Genomic DNA, 18,371 nt, shown 5'->3' with positions numbered 1-18,371 from the left:
ATTTCTTCGCCACCCCGCATACTCGCGCGCAGTTGGCCTATGCTGCTGACAGCATGACGCTGGTTTCTTTCTGAGGGATGCTCAATGTTTTACGTGCAACGCGATGCGCAAGGTCTGTTGATTCGCGTGGAAGCCGCGGCCTACGCCGAGGCCACGGAAACGCTGCCGGCCGACAGCCATGAAATCCAGGCCTGGTTCGCCAATGAAGTGGTGGAAACCAGCCTGAAACAGCTCAAGCAGAGCGACCTGGAAATGATTCGGGTACTCGACGACCTGATTCAGGTGCTGACCCAGAAGGGCGTGATCCGCGTCACCGACCTGCCGCCGGCGGCGCAGGCCAAGTTGATGGATCGGACACAGGCGCGGGAAGCGCTGGGCGGGTTGAGCCAGTTGATCGACGATGAAGAGACCGGGTTGATCTGATCCCGAATCTTCGTTGACTGAGCTGGCCTCATCGCGGGCAAGCCCGCTCCCACAATGGGGTGGGTCACCGCAGTTATGTGAACGACACAAATCCTGTGGGAGCGGGCTTGCCCGCGATGGCGGCATCACTGACGCCACAAGGATAAGGTCTTAGCTCCAGGGCTTGGGTTCACCAAACAACTGCCCCTGCACCCCATACAAGCCCATCTCGCGAATCACCGATAACTCGCCTTCGGTCTCCACCCGCTCGGCAATCAATGGCAGGTCGATGCTGTGCGCCGCACGCTGGATCGCCTCGATGAACAGGCGCTTGTCGCTCTCCTGATCGATGGCGCGAATGTAACTACCATCGATCTTCAGATACGCCAGCCCCAGCCGTGCCAGGTTGCCGATCATGCTGAAGCGTCCACCAAAGCGCTGCAGGCTCAGGGAGAAACCGAGTTCACGCAGACGCCGGGTCAACTGCTCCAGCACCGCTTGCTCCGGCAATTGCTCCTCGCCGATCTCCAGCGTCAGGCGCTCGCCGAGGTCGGAGTGCGCGCGCAGAATCTCGAACACTTTGTTCAACGCCTGTGGATCGGCCAGGGTCGCCGAAGACAGGTTCAGCGCCAGCGAATCTTCATGCGCCTTCATTTGCTCCAGCACGCGCTCGAGCATCAGACGGTCCAGCCGCGCGGTCCAGCCAAAACGCTCGAGCCACGGCAGGAAACGCCCGGCCGGGATGGTCTGGCCTTGATCATCGAGCAAGCGCGAGAGCACTTTGTAATGCAGCACCAGTTGCGTGTCCTGGGCGGCCACCACCGGTTGGAAGTACAGCTCGAAACGTTGTTGATTGAGCGCCTGATCGAGCAAGCGATGCCAGGCGTGGTGATCGTCACCGACGTCCGCCACCAGGCTTTGATCGATGCACGCCCAGTTCTGCTCGCCCTGCCCCTCGGCCTGCGCCAGCGCCTGATCGCCCAACGTGAGGACCGTTTGCGGCGAATCACCGTGGGCAAACGGGGCGAGGCCGATGGAGGCCACGGCCGGCACATCGGTGGCGCCGGTGGCGTGCAGGCTGCTCAGCGCACTGTCGAGATTCTGCGCCAGTTGCAGCGCTTCTTCGCGCACCAGCCCCGGCGCCAGCACGGCGAACTCACCACCGCGAATCCGGGTGACGAGGTTCTGGGTTTCCGGGTATTTGGCGCATTCGCGGGACAGTTGCTCGCCGACGGCTTTCAACAATTCATCGGTGCGCTGACCGCCCAGACGCTGATTGAGCCCGGCCAGATCCTTGACCCGCAACAGCAGCAGGTAACCGGAACTGGCCTGCTCCGGATTGCTCACGCGGTTGTGCAGTTGCATCTCGAAATAGCGCCGGTTGGCCAGCCCGGTGAGGTTGTCCTGATAAGACTCGGCGCGCAGTTTTTCGCTGCGCTCGGCCTGCTCCTGGAACAACGCCTTGAGCTTCTCCACCATCTGGTTCATCGCCTGCACCACGCGCCGCAGTTCAGGGGTACGCGGCAACTCCGGCAGGCTGAGGAATTCGCGGCGGGCGATGGCGTGGGACTGTTTGACCATGTAATCCAGCGGGCGCAATTGTCGGCGCAGCAGCAGCGCGCCGAGCACTGCACTGACCGCGCCGCACAGCAGCAGCCAGCCGAGGCTGCCCAACGCGCTCTGCCACAGTTTGGCCACGGCAAACATTGGGTGGCTGACCACCTCGACCCGCGCCGCCTGCTCCCAGCCACGACTGACCAGTGCGTCGCCACCGGCCGGTTCCAGGCCGATCAGGTTGACGAACCAGTCGGGCACATTGCTCACCGCCGGAATCCCGCTGCGCTCGACAATGGTCTTGTCGGTCTTGAGATCGACCACGCGGATGCTCGCGTAATAGCCGCTGTCGAAAATCGAGCTGACCAGCAGCTCGACCATCGCCGGGTCGTCGATATTCGGCGTCAGCGACAATGCCAGCGCCGTGGCGGCGTCCTGAGCGTGAGAGCGCAGCTGGTTGACGTACTGGGTGCGCGAGCTCTCCAGACTGACCATGAAGCTGCCGGTGAAGGCGACCACCAGGAACAGACAGATAGCGATCAACAGCTGTTTGAACAAAGACATCTGAGCGCGTGCTCCTAGTTAGTCGTTTCGACCGGGAAACCTTCGGCCTGCATTTTCTTCAGCACATCCTGCCAGCGCGACAGGCGTTTGGTGTCACCGACCTTCTTGTTGCCCTTGGCTCCCGGCAGGTACAGACCTTCAGCATTGAAAGAGTAGACCGGCAGCAAATCGGTTCGCTGGGACGCAGGCTGAATCGGATCGATCAGGCTGTCGAGCACCAGCGGCATGGCATCGGGGGTGGCGTAGTAAGTCAGTACCATGTGCGCGCGATTCTGGCGCAGTGCCTTGACGTAGGTGATGCGCAGCTTGTCACTGGAGACCCCGAGATGGCGCAGGCTGAAATACTTGGCGATCGCGTAGTCTTCGCAATCGCCGGCGCCTTTCCACAGGGCTTCGATGGGCGTCTCCCAATAATCGACCTGCCCCCACAGATCGATATCTTCTACATAACGCACCTGTTTGTTGAAAAACAGGTTCACCACCTTGAGCTTTTCCATCTCGCTGACCTGTTTCTGCGTGGCCAGCAGGTTCTGCCACGCATCGATCCGCTGCTGCCCGGCACCCAACGGGCCGTACAACGCCGTGGCTTTGCGGCTGATCGCGGAAAAATCCCAATCGGCATGCAGGCCGCCCAGCATGACGCCGGCCAGCAACAGTGCGCAGCCTAGCCAGCGCAGAGTCCGGGGGATCGCGAAACGTACCGCCACAGCAGGTTTCCAGGGGGCAGGAAGGAAAGCGTTTGATGGTGAAGCTTAGCCCGGCAAAAAACAATGGCACCATGAGATCATCGCCATCGCGCTAAACTTCACACAGGACAGCAATCCTTTACATGGTTTGACAACCTGTAGAGCAATCACTAGTGTCTTTGGATCCAAATTCCGTGGTCATTCAGGGTGAGTAGTTGTGACACAGAAGCCCAAACCGCTGCACAGCATCAAAGTCGATGGGCCGATTCCCGCACACCTCGCCCGCTCGATCATCGAAGAGACCCTGCGCTCGGCGATCCTCGACGGTCGCTTGCCGTGCGGCACCGCCCTGCGCCAGCAGGACCTGGCCGACCTGTTCGGGGTCAGTCGCATGCCGGTGCGCGAGGCTCTGCGCCAGCTCGAAGCGCAGGAACTGCTGAGCGTCACCACCCACAAGGGCGCCGTGGTTGCGCCGCTGATTCAGGGCGACGCCACCGAAACCTACGAGTTGCGGATCCTCCTCGAATCCGAAGCCATGCGCCAGTCGATCCCGCTGCTGACCAGCGCCGATCATGCACACGCCGCCGGCTATATCGAAGAACTCGAAACCCAGCACGACTACAGCGAAATCGGGCGGCTCAATCGCCTCTTCCACATGGCCCTGTACAGCAAGGCACCGAATAAGCGTCTGCTGCGGCTGGTCGAAGACGGCCTCAACGAGGAGGAGCGCTTTCTGCGTTTCAACCTCGAAGCCATGGGCCTGGGCAAACTGTCCCAGGAAGATCACCGCGCCATGCTCCAGGCCGTGATCGCGCGCGACGTCGAGCTGTCGGTGAAGTTGCTCACGCATCACCTCAACCGTGGCGTCGAGGTCATCACCCGCTTTCTCGCCAGCCCTGCCGGACAAAACCGCAAGGCCGTGCGCTGATGCTCTCCACGCCGGTCTCAGGCCCTCGCAGCTGACCGGCGAATAACCCGCTTACAAATCCCCTCTACGGTCTGCCGCAAACCCCGGTGGCGGATCCGCCTGTTCGCTCTAACCTCCCTGCGCCCATAAGCCTGGCATTGCAGTTCGCTGCGGACGAATCGGTCATAGCCGTCCCGCCAATTTACCCGCACTCTTAAACGGCCAACCCATGAAGAACGGGCGACGCACCGCACCGCCGGCGCAGTCCCCGCACCAGGAACCTACGGAAGGAGCCTTGCCACGGGATAAAAGGAAGTTACGGCGCCGTTTCCGGCCCACTTTCATTCCTATACATCACATCAATTTTTCGCTGCTTAAAGTTGCTTTGAGTGAGGCATTCACTCTTGTATTCAATTTTGGCCATTATTTGCCGAAAGGAGCAACTACGCCCAAGTAAAACTTAAATCAAAAGTTTTACCAGGCCGACTCATACTTGAAAAACATACAACTAAAAATAATTAAAAATAAACTTGTTAAGATATTTGACGATGTATTAGCTTTTCCTCGCCGAGCAGGGTTCGCCCAGCAAATACGGCGCCGCTCTGCAGTCAGTCAATAGCTTTGGCAAATAGTCGCCAACGCACGACCGAGAGCCTTTCATGCACTTTGCAAACTTTCATTAACCCGAATGAGGCCCGCGCTCGCCAATAGAAAACATTTCAAACTTATCAAGTCCGCGTTGATGCACTGAACGAGCAACTCCCTCTATTCCAATAAAACCGAGGTTCGCCATGATGCCAACTAAAGAACAACTCGCCCTGAAAAAAGCGCAATTGAGCGTTCACCCGATCTTTACCGAAATCGATTCGTTATCGGTACTGCGCAGGTTCATGGAATCCCACGTCTTCGCCGTGTGGGACTTCATGTCGCTGACCAAGCGCCTGCAACAGGAACTGACCTGCACCCGCCTGCCATGGCTGCCGCCACGCGACCCGCATGCTGCGCGGCTGATCAACGAGATCGTGCTTGGCGAAGAGTCGGATGATCGTCCCGCCCACGGCCATTACAGCCATTTCGAACTGTACCTGGACGCGATGCGCGAAGTCGGTGCGAGCACCACGGCGGTCGAACGGTTTGTCGCGCTGCAACAGGAAGGCGTGAGTTACGACGTCGCCCTGCAAAGCGTCGAAGTGGATCCGGCAGCAGCAAAATTTGTGCGCGAGACGCTGAACACCGCGCTGCATGCGCCAGGCCACAGCGTTGCTGCCGCGTTCCTGCATGGTCGCGAGAGCGTGATCCCGACGATGTTCCAGCGCATTCTTGATGACTGGGGGATCGGCATCGAGCAGGCGCCGACCTTTCGCTACTACCTGGAACGCCACATCGAGGTCGACTCGGAAGATCACGGCCCGGCGGCGGAGCAGTTGCTGGAACGCCTGGTCGATGGCGATCCGCAGCGCGAAGCCGAGGTCTATGCCAGCGCCATCGCGGCGGTGGAAAGCCGCATCGCCCTGTGGGACGGCCTGCGCCTGAGCATGCGCGAACCCTTGGCGGAGGTGGCCCAATGAACGCCGCCGACTATCAATCCTTCGCCGACGCCTGGGAAACCCGCGCCACCATCCGCACCCGGCCACGGCGCGTGCTCGAAGACGATGAGCGCCTGATCTATCCGTTGAGCCGCCAGCCGCTGGTGCTCAGCGAAACCTTCCTGCGCGAGTGCCCGCAGCAGCGTGATTTCGCCCTGGTGCAGACGCTGTACAAGTTCATCAACGACGTGGTGATTTTCGAAACCGAAATCGTCGACCAGACCGCCCGCGCCATCGCCAAGAATCGCTTCGCCGTGCCGTTCCCGTTCGCCTGTCGCTATGACGCCATGACCGTGGTGGTGGACGAGGATTACCACGCACTGGTGGCGATGGATTTCATGCAGCAGACCGTGGCCATGACCGGCATCGAGCCGATCGAATTGCCCGCAGAAATCGAACTGAGCCGGGCAATTCCTGCCGCTGTGGCGTTGGCGCCCGAGCACCTGCGCAGCGCGGTGGAACTGATCTGCGTGGCCATCGCCGAGAACACCGTGACCGGCGACGTCGCCGCGTTCGCCCGGGACGATACGGTCAAGCCATCGATCAAAGGGTTGATGGCCGATCACTTGCTCGACGAGGGCCGGCATTCCAGCTTCTGGGCCCGGATGGTGCGCATCTATTGGCACACCGCCAATGACGCGGATCGGGAAACCATCGCGCAGATCCTGCCGGTGTTCATCGGCCATTACCTGACCAACGACATCCAGAAGTCCTTCGATCTGCGCCTGATCGACGCCTTGCCGGTCAGCGAGGCAGTGCGCCGCTCGCTCAAGGACGAAATGGCCGGGCTGGCGTTTCCGATCAATCGCCACCATCCGCTGGTGGGCAACATCGTGCGCTTTTTCCACAGCAGCTCGCTGCTCGAAACGCCCTGCGTGCAGCACGCCCTGCGTGACTATCTGGTTTGATGAGGAGGCCGACATGAGACGTCTCGACATTTTATTGATTGGCGCCAGCCAAGCCATGACCGACCTGGCGCAGGAACTCGAACAGCACGGTCATTCCTTACGACGCAGCGGTACGGCGCAATCGCCGGTGGATCTGATCATCGACGATGGCTTCATCGGCGCTGGCGATTTCTGCGCCATCCCGCACTTGCATCTGCGTCTGGGTATCGGGGCGCCGGGCCTTGGCGGTTTGCCGACACTCGACCTGCTGTGCTTCCTCGGCTCATCACTGATCAGCCGTGTGCCGATTGGCGATGAGCCGTCCGGCAATGGTCAGGCTCTGCGTCAACGGGTGCTGACGCAGGTGATCGACGAAGTCGCGCTGCTGGTCAGCCGCTTCTCCCGCGATGCGGAGTATTTCCAGCAGGCGATGCCCGCCACGGCACCGGACTTCGAACAGGTGGAGGACCTGCGGTTTCTCGACAGCCTGGCCTACGTCCATCGCCTCAACGACACGGCCAGCTCGGTGCTGCTGAAGCAGGCGCAGATCCCGCTGATCAAGCGCCTGCAAGAGAGTCTGATCGAACACGCCGAACGGCCGGCGCTGCACCTGGCCGAGCAGTCGCTCAGCTATCGTCAGTTACATGCTCACAGCCGGGCGATCCAGCAACGTCTGCAACCGTTGCTCGAGCAGCATCCGCAGCCGTGGATCGTGGGCATTTGCCAGCCGAAAAGTCCGGCGCTGTTCGCCTCGATTCTGGCGGTGCTCGGCAGTGGCGCCGTGTATCTGCCGCTGGAGCCGAGCCATCCGTTGCAGCGCCAGCAATACATCCTGCAAAACGCCGGCGCGGTGTTGTTGCTACACGACGGCGAGCATCCGCTCGGTGAGTCGATGCCCGGGCTGGATGTCAGTCGTATCGACAGCGCGGACGCGGATATCAGCCAACCGTTGATGCGTCAGCGGCCGTCGCTCGACGCACCGTGCATGGCGCTCTACACCTCCGGCACCACCGGGCATCCGAAGGGCGTGCTCTTGAGCCAGGCGAACCTTGCGCACTTCACCGCGTGGTACGCCGATTACGTGCAGCTGCGCGCCGAGAGCCGGGTGTTGCAGTTCTCTTCGCTGAGTTTCGATTCTTCGCTGATCGATATCTTTCCGAGTCTGCTGCAAGGCGCGGAACTGGTGGTGCCGGATGACACGCAACGCCGCGATCCATTGCAACTGGTGGCGCTGATCCGCCGTCGGCAACTGACCCATGCGTTCCTGCCGCCGGCGCTGCTGAGCATCCTGCCGTTGGAGCAACTGCAAGGCGTCGAAGTGATGACCGGCGGCGACGTCTGCGAGCCTTTCGTCATCGAGCAACTGACCCGTCAGGGCAAGCTGCACAACCTCTACGGCCCCACCGAAGCGACGGTGCTGATTACCGCTCGCCAGCTCAAGCCGGGTGACAGCAACCGCACTCTTGGCGCACCGATTGCCAACAGTCAGGTGCTGATTCTCGATGACGACTTGCAACCGGTGCCGGAGAACACCGTCGGCGAATTGTTCATCGTCGGCCCCGGCGTCTGCCTCGGTTACTTGAACAATCCGCAGCAGACCGCAGAGCGTTATCTGACCCTGCAACTGCCGCACGGTGAGAGCTTGCGCGCCTACCGCAGTGGCGACATGGCCAAGTGGGGCGAACACGGCATCGAGCTGTGCGGACGGCGTGACAATCAGGTGAAGATTCGTGGTTTCCGGGTAGAGCCGGAAGAGATCGAGCGCTGCCTGCGCGAGAGCCAGTTGTACCGTCAGGTGGCGGTGGTGATCGACAGTCAGCGGCGGATTCTGGCGTTCCTTGCGCAGCCGCAATCGGACGCCGCTCGCGATGCATTGAAGGCGCATGCCCAGCAGTTTCTGCCGGACTACATGCAACCGGTGGCATGGACTGAACTGGCGCAGATGCCGTTCGCCAGCAACGGCAAAGTCGACCGCAAGGCGTTGCTGGAGCTGCCGGTGAGCGTGCAGGACAGCGGCCCGAAATGCCTGCCGGCAAACGCTGACGAAGCGCTGCTGCTGGAGATCTGGGCAGAGTTGCTGGAGCTGCCGAGCAGCGATATTTCCACCGACGAAAGCTTCTTCAATCTCGGTGGTCATTCGATTCTGCTGTCGCGGATGTTGCTGCGCTTGCGTGAGGAATTCGGGCGCAGCATCTCGATCAACCGCTTCATCGAATTGCCGACCATCATCAAGCTCGCAACGCTGGTGCGCGGTACCGATGACAGCGCGGTGCTCAGCGCCCAGGCCATGGCCGACGCCGAGCGTCCGCTGAACATCGAGCCGCTGCCGATCAGTCGCCTGGGCGATGTGCACAAGGTAATCGTCACTGGCGCCAACAGCTTTGTCGGCGTGCACATCGTCGAAGCGCTGCTTGGATGGGGCGCCAGCGAGGTGGCGTGTCTGGTGCGTGACGGGAGCGGGCAAACCGCGGCGCAGCGCTTTGCCCAGGCGTTGCGCGAGAACCGTCTGGAGCATCTGGATTTGAGTCGGGTACGGATCTATTCGGCAGACCTCACCCGTCCGCAACTGGGTCTGGCCGATGACGATTATCAGCGCCTCGATCGCGAGTTCGGCGCGCTGGTGCACAACGCCGCCAACGTCAATCACGTGCTCGATTACGAGTCGCTGGCCGCGGATAACGTCGAGCCGATTTTAGAGCTGCTGCGTCTGTGTGAAGGGCGCAGCAAAAAGGTCTTCAACTTTGTCTCGACGCTGTCCGCTTCCAGCACCGTCGATAGCGAAGGCCGCGTGCTCGAATTGCCCGCCGCAGCGACCCCGCCAATCTACATCCGCAACGGCTACAACCTGTCGAAATGGGTCGGCGAACGCATCCTCGAACGGGCCCGCGAACGCGGGGTGTGGGTCAATCTGTATCGCCCCGGCAACATCAGCTTCAACAGCCTGAGCGGCGTCTGCCAGCCGCACAAAAACCGTTTGATGCTGATGCTCAAGGGTTCGATCCAGCTCGGACAGGTGCCGGCCTTCGCGCTGAATTTCGACCTGATGCCGGTGGACTTTCTCGCCCGCTTCATCGCCTTCCACGCCAGCCGTTACTCGAGCGAAAGAGCGGTGTTCAACCTGCACAACCCCGAGCCGCTGAGTTGGGACGCCTACGTCGCTTCGTTCCGCGAAACCGGCAGCGAGTTCTCGCTGGTCAGCGTCGCCGACTGGCAGCAGCAACTGGGCCGGGTCGACGCCGACAACGCGCTGTTCGGCGTGCTCGGTTTCTACCTCAACGGCTTCGAGGAAGACATCGGCGACATCTCCCTGATCGGCCACGCCAACGCCGAAGCCGGTGTGCAGCAGATGGGCGCGCAGTATCCGGAAAAATCTCCGGCGCTGCTGCGTCGCGGCTGCGATTACCTGAAACAGATCAACTTCATCTAACTCATCAAGAAGGAGCAACACCATGAGCAATCTGCAACCCGACACCCTGATCAAAAACCCGCACGGCTGCCACGTTGTGTCGTCGGTGGAAGTGCCGGCGGACGCAGCGCAGGTCTGGGCGGTGGTCGGCAATTTCGCAGGCTTCGACCGCTTCATTCCGGCGCTGTCACACATCGAGATGACCGGCGACGGCGTGTCTTCGCTGCGCAAGAAATTCTTCAAGGACGGCAACGTGGTGGTCGAACAACTCAACTCCCGCGATGAGCAGGCGCGCGCCATGACCTGGACCACGATCTACAACACGCTGGGCGTGGCGAATTTGTGGGCGGCGATGAACGTGGAATCGCTGGGGGCGGGTAAGTCGCGGGCGACCTGGACGATCATTGCCGAGCCGGCCAACGGAGGTGCCGAGGCGCTGCCGGGATTCAAGGATTTCGTGCAGGGGTTTGCCGATGATGCGATGGGGAATGTGCTGAAGCTGTTTGTCTAAGGCTTCGGATTTGCGGTGATTGCACCGCCGCTATCGCTGGCAAGCCAGCTCCCACAGGTTCCAGGTCGGTCACAGATGTTGTGTTCGCCAGAAATCCTGTGGGAGCGGGCTTGCCCGCGATGAACGATAACGCGGTCTGCCAGACGTCAGATCTTGAAGCTGTCCACCAACTGCTTCAGGCGATTGGCCTGCTGCGACAACGCATCACAATCCTTCAATGTTTCATTGAGGTTGGCCACGCTCTGCTGGTTCAGCAGGTTGATCTGGTTGACGTCGACGTTGAGGGTTTCCACCACCGCGGTCTGCTCTTCGGTTGCAGCGGCCACCGACTGGTTCATGCCGTCGATTTCGCCGATGCGCTGGGTCACGCTGACCAGGCGCAGACCGGCCTGATTGGCTACTTCCACGCTCTCTTCGCTGGACGCCTGACTGGCGTTCATGGTGGTCACCGCTTCACGGGAGCCGACCTGCAAGGAGGTGATCATTTTGTGGATCTCTTCCGCCGATTCCTGGGTGCGGTGGGCGAGGTTGCGCACTTCGTCCGCCACCACCGCAAAACCGCGTCCGGCTTCACCGGCACGGGCCGCTTCAATCGCCGCGTTGAGTGCCAGCAGGTTGGTCTGCTGCGAAATGCCTTTGATCACATCGAGGATGTGGCCGATGTTGTCGGTGCTGGCATTCAGGGTTTCGATCTGGGTGCACGACAGGCTGATCTTCTGCGACAGCTCGGTCATCGCCTGAATGGTCTGCTCGACCACCTGACGACCGTCATCGGCCTGCTCGCTCGCGCCGCTGGCGTGCTGCGAGGCATCGGCGGCGTTGCGGGCGATTTCCTGGGTGGCGGCGCCCAATTGGTTGATCGCTGCGGCGACACTGTTGGTGCGCGCGCTTTGCTCGTCGGAACCGACGATCGAGGCGTTGGACGAGGCCATCACGCGTTGCGACAGGTCGTGCACGTGACGGGTGGCCGACGACACTTCGGAAATCGACGCATGAATGCGCTCGACGAACTGGTTGAACGCGCTGCCCAGTTCGGCGAACTCATCCTTGCCTTCCACCACCAGACGCCGGGTCAGGTCGCCTTCGCCTTGAGCGATGTCCTGCATCGCGCGGCCCATGGTGGTCAGCGGACGCATCAGCACGTTGATCAGCAGGCTCAGCAGCAGCGCAATCGCAGCGACCGCGACGAACATTGCGATCAGCGCCGAAGTACGGAACTGGCTGAGGGCGGCGTAGGCCTTGTCACGATCGATCGACAGCCCGATGTACCAGTCGGCATTCGGCAAACCGCTGACCGGGGTGAACGACAGGATGCGTTCCTGGCCGTTGAGCACCACGTTCTGGTTGCCCTTCTCGATGCGCACGCCGGAATTCGGGTAGATGTCCTTGAGGTTCTTCATCACCTGGTCTTTGTCCGGGCTGACGATCACCTGACCGTCGCCGCTGACCAGGAACGCGTGGCCGAGGCCACCGAAGTCCACCGAATTGATGATCTTCACCAGGGTTTCCAGGCTCAGGTCGCCACCGACCACACCCAGCAGTTCGCCATTCTTTTTTACCGGCATGGCGATGGTCACCACCAGACCACCGACCGCCGCCATGTACGGCGGGGTCAGCATGGTTTTGTCAGCAACGACTGCTTGCTTGTACCAAGGGCGCTGACGCGGGTCGTAGCCGTCGGGCATCTTCGCGTCAGGGCGCTGAGTGAACACCCCGTTGGCCTGGCCGACGTAGGTGAACTGAAAGTTCGAGGTGAAGGCCGGTTGATCGACCAGCCCCGGGAAGTCGGCGTCTTTGCCCTGATGGGCAACGTTCTGCGCGAGGTTTTCCAGCACCAGAATTCGCCCGCTCATCCAGTTCTGCACGCTGCTGGCGGTCAGATCGCCGGCCTGCTGCACGGACGACTGGAGGTTCTGGCGAATGGTGTTGCGCTGCAGATAGTCGTTGTAGAGGGTGAACAAAGCGAAAGCCAGGACCACGACGCCCGAGGCGGCCAACAGGATTTTATGGCTGAACTTGAGATTCATTTCATGGGACTTCTTATGCAAAAGTGGGGATGCGTTCCGGGATGCAACATTCCATGTACAGCGCAGGCGGCGTTCTGACGGCCGCTCTACTTTGGTGCACGCATGTCTCACCAGTCTGTCGGCACCATTCGCGGAAATCTTAGGGCTGCGTGGGAAATGGCCTGCATTTCTGTCAGATTCCCGCCGAACGGCGTGCCAGAGCGTTCGCCACGAAGTTTTTTTGCTGGATCTCCGAGCGGAGGTTGCAAAATTCGCAGCCCCTGATAAAAATGCGACTAATTATCATTTGTGACGTTCGGGCTGTCGCGTTCATGTCCTCACCTGAGTTTGCAGTGCAGGCGCTTTACAGAAGTCATCACGGCTGGCTCAACGCTTGGCTGCGGGCGCGGCTGGGTAACGCCGCGGATGCCGCGGATCTGGCCCAGGACACCTTCGTCCGTCTGATACAGCGCAGCGAACGTCTTGAACTCAAGGCGCCTCGCGCATTTTTACGCACCATCGCCCGGGGTCTGGTGATCGACCATTGGCGTCGTGAAGAAATCGAACGCGCCTATCTCGAAACCATCGCCCACTTGCCCGAAGCCGAAACCCCGAGCGCCGAAGCCCGCGCGTTGGTGATCGAGTTGCTTGAGAGCGTCGCGCGTATGCTCGAAGGCTTGCGCCCGAAAGTCCGTCAGGCGTTTCTACTGGCGCAGTGCGAAGGTTTGACTCACAAGCAGATCGCTGCGCAGATGGACTTGTCACTGCGTTCAGTCGAACGTTACGTCGCCGATGCGCTGTATCACTGCTATGTGTTGCGGTACGAAGTCTGATGCCTGTGGATAACAACGCAGCCGGGCGCCGCACCGAGCCGCAACAACAGGTGGTCAAGCAAGCCATTCACTGGTTGCTGCGGCTGCGCAACAACCATGGCAATGCGCGCCTGAGTCATCAGTGCGACGCGTGGCGCGCCGAACATTATGAGCATGAACTGGCCTGGCAGCGCGTGCAGTCGCTTCAGGCTGAGCTGAGCCATAACCTGCGCACCGTGCCCGGCGCCCAGGTGGCGTTCAATACGCTGGAAAACAGTGCGCAAGGGCTGGGGCGGCGACAAGCCTTGAAGCTACTGTCTGGCGCGGTGCTGATGGGCTCTGCGGCATGGCTGGCCAAGGACACCTCCGTCTGGCAGCAGTGGCGCGCTGATTACGCGACGGCGACCGGCGAGCGCCGCAGCTTCCAGTTGCCCGATGGCACGCGGATCGAGCTGAACACTGCCAGCGCAGTGGATCTGGATTACACCGCGCAGCAGCGGCTGATCAAACTCACTCGCGGCGAAATCATCGTCACATGCGGCGGTAACGATGAAGGCGCGGCGTTCAACCGGCCACTTCGCGTGCAAAGTCGTCACGGAAGTTATGAGCCGATAAAAGCCCGCTTCATCCTGCGTCAGGACAACGATTGCACGCGACTCACCGTCAGCTCAGGGAGCGTCGCCATCCGCAGCGGCGCAACCTCGGTCGAGGCGCTCGCCGGGCAGACCTATCTGATCGATCACCATCAGGTGCGCCCGGCACTTTCACTGAATATGGAGGCGGGTGCGTGGGTCGACGGTTTGATCGTCACTCGCAACATGCGCCTGGGCGATTTCCTCAATGAAGTCGGGCGTTATCGTCAGGGTTTTGTGACGTGCGCGCCGCAGGTGGCGGACTTGCGCCTGTCCGGAGTGTTCCGCCTGGAGGACACCGACAAGTTGCTGGCCATCCTGCCGCAGACGTTGCCGGTGCAATTGCGTTATCGCACCCGTTGGTGGGTCACGCTGGAAGCAGTGACCTGAATTTATTTTGGCGGGTTTTCGCGACAAGTCCGGCTTGGTCAGTAAGCACTTCAACTCAGCCTTTGCGACTTGCCACGGAAACCTACAATGACTGTCCGCATCACCTGTAAGAACCCGCTGAATTTCACTGCCGAATCGGGCCTGCTGCGCCACGCCATTCGCGCCGCCCTGCTCTCCACCGTTCTGGGTGCCGGTGCATTGCCCGGCATTAGCCTCGCCGCCAACACCAGTGAAGCGAGCAGTCATCGCTACAACATCGCCGCCGGCCCGCTGGGCGAAGCGCTGAACCAGTTTGCGCGCCAGGCGGGCATCACCTTGTCGATGACCCCGCAGCAAACGCAGGGGCGACAGTCTCCGGGCGTACAGGGCGAATATTCAACCGATCAGGCGCTGAACCATTTGCTCAGCGGCTCGGGGCTGGAAGCGCTCAGCCAGGACGGCAGCAGCTACATCCTGCACTCAGTAAGCGATAGCGCCGCACTGGCGCTGCCGACCACCGACATCAAAGGCTTCGCCCTCGGCAACGCGCTGGGCAGCATGGAAGGCTACAACGCCACCCACAGTCAGATCGCCACCAAGACCAGTACCGCGTTGCTGGAAACTTCGCAAAGCGTGTCCGTGGTCACTCGCGAGCAAATGGACGATCAGGGCTCACAGACTGTCTCCCAGGCGATGCGCTATACCCCCGGGGTGCTGACCAACCCTTACGGCGCGACCCATCGTTACGACTATGTGGCGATGCGCGGTTTCAACGACGGCTCGGTGGACAACATCTATCTCGACGGCCTCAAGTCGATGGGCGACAGCGGCACCTACAGCACCATGCAGGTCGATCCGTATTTCCTTGAGCGCGTGGATATTCTCAAAGGCCCCTCGTCAGTGTTGTACGGTCGCAGTTCGCCCGGTGGACTGGTGGCGCTGACCAGCAAAAAGCCGTTGTACGAGGCCTATCATCAGGTTCAGGCCACGGTCGGTACCCAAGGTCAACGCGGGATCGGTTTTGACTTCAGCGGTCCGGTCGATGACGACAAGCGCATTGCCTATCGTCTGACCGGTTTGACCGATCAGTCCGACACGCAATTCGACCACAACAAGGAAAAACGCTTCGCCCTCGCCCCGACTCTGAGCATCGATTTCACTGAAGACACCTCGCTGACGCTGCAGGCGTATCTGCAACATGATCCGGATGGCGGCTACCACGGCGGCGTGCCAGCAGACGGGACGATTCATCAGCGCAACGGCAATCGTATCTCGCCGCACTTCTTCGAGGGCGAGCCGGGAATTGATGGTTACTCGCGGGATCAGCAGTCGTTCGGCTATCAGTTCGAACATCGCTTCAACGATGTCTTCACCGCACGGCAGAACTTCCGTTACCTCGACTCCAAAGTGAACATGGATCAGGTTTACGCCTATGGCTGGACGACGCCGACCAGCAATGAACTGAACCGCTACTACACCGGCGGCGATGAACGTCTGCATGCGTTCATCGTCGACAACATGCTGCAGGCCGAATTCTTCACCGGGGCTACCAAGCACACCGTGTTGATGGGTGCGGACTATCAGCGGCGCAAAACGGTGGTCGACTGGACCAGCGGCGGTCTGGCGCCGATCAATGCGTTCAATCCGGTCTACGGCAACTCGGCGATCGACCTGTACGGCGAGACCAGTTACCTGCGACGCCTGGAGCAAACCGGCGTGTACCTGCAGGATCTGATCGAGATGGACCAATGGCGCTTCTCGCTGGGTTTGCGGCAGGACTGGGTCGAGACCTCGGATGAGAACCGTATCGCCGAAGCGGGCCGTCCGGTGGGCACGGAAATCAATGACCGCCGCACCAAAGTGACCGGTCGCGCTGGCGCGTTGTATCTGTTCGATAACGGCCTGGCGCCGTACATCAGCTATTCCGAGTCGTTTAACCCGAACTCGTATGCCGACAGCGCCGGCAATCCGCTGCCGCCGACCGATGGTACGCAATGGGAAGTCGGCCTGAAGTACCAGCCGCCGGGCACCGACAACCTGTTCACCGCCTCGCTGTTCCGCATCGATCAGGAAAACCTGGCGACCAAACTGCCGCAGGAAAACTTCTATCGCGCTGTAGGCGCTGTCCGTTCGCAAGGCCTGGAACTGGAAGCGCACATGCAGGTGACCGACAACCTGAAAGTACTCGGCAGCTACACCTTCACCGATATCGAGTATTCGAAATCGATGGTCAGCACCTTGAGCACACCGACCGATGTGATCGAGAACAAAGGCAATTCGCCGACTCAGGCACCGCGGCACATGGCGTCGCTGTGGGCGGACTACAAATTCGACAGCGCGGCACTCGATGGCCTGCGTCTGGGCGGTGGTGTGCGCTATGTCGGCTACAGTTGGGCGGATGCGGAAAACACGCTGAAGGTGCCGTCCTACACCTTGTTCGACGCATCGATCGGTTATGACCTGGGCAAGGTTGGTTTGAAGGGTGTCGACGTGCGCCTGAACGCAAACAACCTGACCAATGAATCCTACGTCGCCTCCTGCGCGAGTCTGAACTTCTGCTACATGGGCGAAGAGCGCAACGTCGCCGCCACGGTCAGCTACCAGTTCTAAGCCTTTGCCTTGTGCATAAAAAAGCCAGCCCATGATTGTTCAGGGGCTGGCTTTGTCGTCTTTGTGGGGAAATTTCATGCGCGCATTATTGGTGTTGTTGCATCGCTATATCGGGCTGGCGACGGCGGTGTTTTTGCTGCTGGCCGGGATCACCGGGAGCATTCTGGCGTTCAATCATGAGCTGGATGAGTGGCTGAATCCGCAGTTTTATGCAGCCTCCGCAGAGGGGCAGCGATTGCCTCCCGGGGCGTTGGTCGAGGCTGTGCAAACCACGCATCCGAGGCTGCAGGTCTGGTACATGGAGTACCCGGACGAGTTGGGGCATACCGCGCTATTGGCAGCTGTTCCGCGTAACGACCCGGCGACAGGCAAACCGTTTGATGAGCGCAATCAGGTGTTCTATCTGGATCCGGTCAATGCCGAGCAGAAAGGCCAACGTTACTGGGGCGAGTGCTGCTTCGCGCGGGAGAACTTCATTCCGTTCATTCTCGAGTTTCATTACAACCTGACCCTGCCCGGTAACTGGGGCTTGTGGTTGATGGGTCTGGTTGCCAGCGCCTGGGTGATCGATTGCTTCATCGCGCTGTGGCTGACATTTCCTCGTGGCAAACCGTTCTGGAAGAAATGGTCGACGGCTTGGAAAATCAAGGGCGGGCACGCTTATCGGCTCAACTTCGATCTGCATCGAGCCGGGGGATTGTGGCTGTGGTTATTGTTGCTACCGATTGCGGTCAGCAGTATCGCGATGAACCTGCCAAGTCAGGTATTCAAACCAACAGTGTCGCTGTTTTCGCCGATTGAGCCGAGCGTTTATGAAGCCCGAGGACGAATACCTCCTTCCGAGTTGGGGGTGACGCAATTGAGTTATCAACAGGCGTACGAAAGGGCATTGCAGGAGGGAAAGAGGTTGGGGCTGACAGCGGCGATCGGGGAATTGTATTACAGCTTTGAGTACAACTTTTACGGTGCAGGATTCGGGCAACACGACACTCAAGCGCATGGCAAATCCTGGTTGTTCTTCCACGGCACTGACGGGCGATTATTAGGTCAGGAAATTGCCGGACAAGGGACATTGGGGGAGCGGTTTTACCGATTGCAGTTACCGATACATGGCGGACGGATCATCGGCTTCACCGGGCAAGTGATCATTGCGGTGTTAGGTGTAATGATCGCGGGCCTGTCAGGGACTGGCGTGTATATCTGGTGGCGTAAATGGCAGGCTCGGCGCATCAGCAAGGCTCGTAAAGCGTCCTGATATTTGGAGTCCTGAAACGACAAAACCCCTGTCTGCTAACGCAGACAGGGGTTTTGAAATTTAATCTTGACGATGACCTACTCTCACATGGGGAAACCCCACACTACCATCGGCGATGCATCGTTTCACTTCTGAGTTCGGGATGGGATCAGGTGGTTCCAACGCTCTATGGTCGTCAAGAAAT

Annotated in this window: 13 protein-coding genes and 1 rRNA gene; 10 read left to right on the top strand and 4 right to left on the bottom strand. The window is 60.3% G+C overall.

The genetic code is table 11. The annotated features are described in order from the left end of the window. The first annotated feature begins 84 nt into the window (after positions 1–84). Positions 85–423, top strand: coding sequence for a hypothetical protein (locus ACU680_RS10700; protein WP_007962018.1), 339 nt, complete (start codon positions 85–87; stop codon positions 421–423). A 150-nt stretch (positions 424–573) separates the two neighbouring features. Here ACU680_RS10700 and lapD read toward each other — a convergent pair whose 3' ends face one another. Together lapD and lapG are read right to left on the bottom strand one after the other, a co-directional pair. Next, complete coding sequence (gene lapD, locus ACU680_RS10695; RefSeq protein ID WP_448179429.1) at positions 574–2,520, bottom strand: cyclic di-GMP receptor LapD; 1,947 nt, start codon at positions 2,518–2,520, stop codon at positions 574–576. A gap of 14 nt (positions 2,521–2,534) precedes the next feature. Then, complete coding sequence (lapG, locus tag ACU680_RS10690; protein ID WP_007962016.1) at positions 2,535–3,227, bottom strand: cysteine protease LapG; 693 nt, start codon at positions 3,225–3,227, stop codon at positions 2,535–2,537. A 196-nt stretch (positions 3,228–3,423) separates the two neighbouring features. Here lapG and ACU680_RS10685 point away from each other — a divergent pair, with 196 nt between their 5' ends. The 5 genes from ACU680_RS10685 to ACU680_RS10665 all read left to right on the top strand — a co-directional run bounded on the left by ACU680_RS10685 (position 3,424) and on the right by ACU680_RS10665 (position 10,503). Beyond that, on the top strand, positions 3,424–4,134 hold the full coding sequence (locus ACU680_RS10685) for a GntR family transcriptional regulator (protein ID WP_400760220.1): 711 nt from the start codon (positions 3,424–3,426) through the stop codon (positions 4,132–4,134). A 770-nt stretch (positions 4,135–4,904) separates the two neighbouring features. After that, positions 4,905–5,681 carry a DUF3050 domain-containing protein gene (locus ACU680_RS10680; protein WP_448179428.1) on the top strand — a complete coding sequence of 259 codons (777 nt, stop codon included), beginning with the start codon at positions 4,905–4,907 and terminating at the stop codon, positions 5,679–5,681. After that, positions 5,678–6,607, top strand: a complete 930-nt coding sequence (locus tag ACU680_RS10675) for a diiron oxygenase (RefSeq protein WP_448179427.1) — start codon at positions 5,678–5,680, stop codon at positions 6,605–6,607. Before ACU680_RS10680 ends, ACU680_RS10675 begins: the two co-directional genes overlap by 4 nt. 13 nt (positions 6,608–6,620) lie before the next feature. Beyond that, positions 6,621–10,013: an amino acid adenylation domain-containing protein gene (locus ACU680_RS10670; protein WP_448179426.1), complete on the top strand. Its 3,393-nt coding sequence runs from the start codon at positions 6,621–6,623 to the stop codon at positions 10,011–10,013. A gap of 22 nt (positions 10,014–10,035) precedes the next feature. Then, complete coding sequence (locus tag ACU680_RS10665; protein ID WP_367082328.1) at positions 10,036–10,503, top strand: SRPBCC family protein; 468 nt, start codon at positions 10,036–10,038, stop codon at positions 10,501–10,503. A 146-nt stretch (positions 10,504–10,649) separates the two neighbouring features. Here ACU680_RS10665 and ACU680_RS10660 read toward each other — a convergent pair whose 3' ends face one another. Continuing rightward, positions 10,650–12,530 (bottom strand): methyl-accepting chemotaxis protein, encoded by a 1,881-nt coding sequence (locus tag ACU680_RS10660; protein WP_448179425.1) that lies wholly within the window; start codon positions 12,528–12,530, stop codon positions 10,650–10,652. Positions 12,531–12,841: 311 nt separating this feature from the next. Here ACU680_RS10660 and ACU680_RS10655 point away from each other — a divergent pair, with 311 nt between their 5' ends. The 4 genes from ACU680_RS10655 to ACU680_RS10640 all read left to right on the top strand — a co-directional run bounded on the left by ACU680_RS10655 (position 12,842) and on the right by ACU680_RS10640 (position 18,187). After that, positions 12,842–13,342 carry a sigma-70 family RNA polymerase sigma factor gene (locus ACU680_RS10655; protein ID WP_448179424.1) on the top strand — a complete coding sequence of 167 codons (501 nt, stop codon included), beginning with the start codon at positions 12,842–12,844 and terminating at the stop codon, positions 13,340–13,342. After that, positions 13,342–14,343, top strand: coding sequence for a FecR domain-containing protein (locus tag ACU680_RS10650; protein ID WP_448179423.1), 1,002 nt, complete (start codon positions 13,342–13,344; stop codon positions 14,341–14,343). The genes ACU680_RS10655 and ACU680_RS10650 overlap by 1 nt, the downstream gene beginning before the upstream one ends. An 87-nt stretch (positions 14,344–14,430) precedes the next feature. Continuing rightward, entirely contained in the window at positions 14,431–16,932 is a 2,502-nt protein-coding gene (locus ACU680_RS10645; RefSeq protein ID WP_448179422.1) for a TonB-dependent siderophore receptor, read from the top strand. 76 nt (positions 16,933–17,008) lie between these two features. Then, positions 17,009–18,187, top strand: coding sequence for a PepSY-associated TM helix domain-containing protein (locus ACU680_RS10640; protein ID WP_448179421.1), 1,179 nt, complete (start codon positions 17,009–17,011; stop codon positions 18,185–18,187). Between the two features lie 64 nt (positions 18,188–18,251). On the opposite strand, the gene rrf is transcribed toward ACU680_RS10640, so the two are convergent. Further along, positions 18,252–18,367 (bottom strand): 5S ribosomal RNA (gene rrf, locus ACU680_RS10635). Positions 18,368–18,371 lie beyond the last annotated feature (4 nt).

The sequence above is a fragment of the Pseudomonas sp. LF020 genome (assembly GCF_053456425.1).
This window is presented reverse-complemented; position numbering and strand designations above follow the sequence as displayed.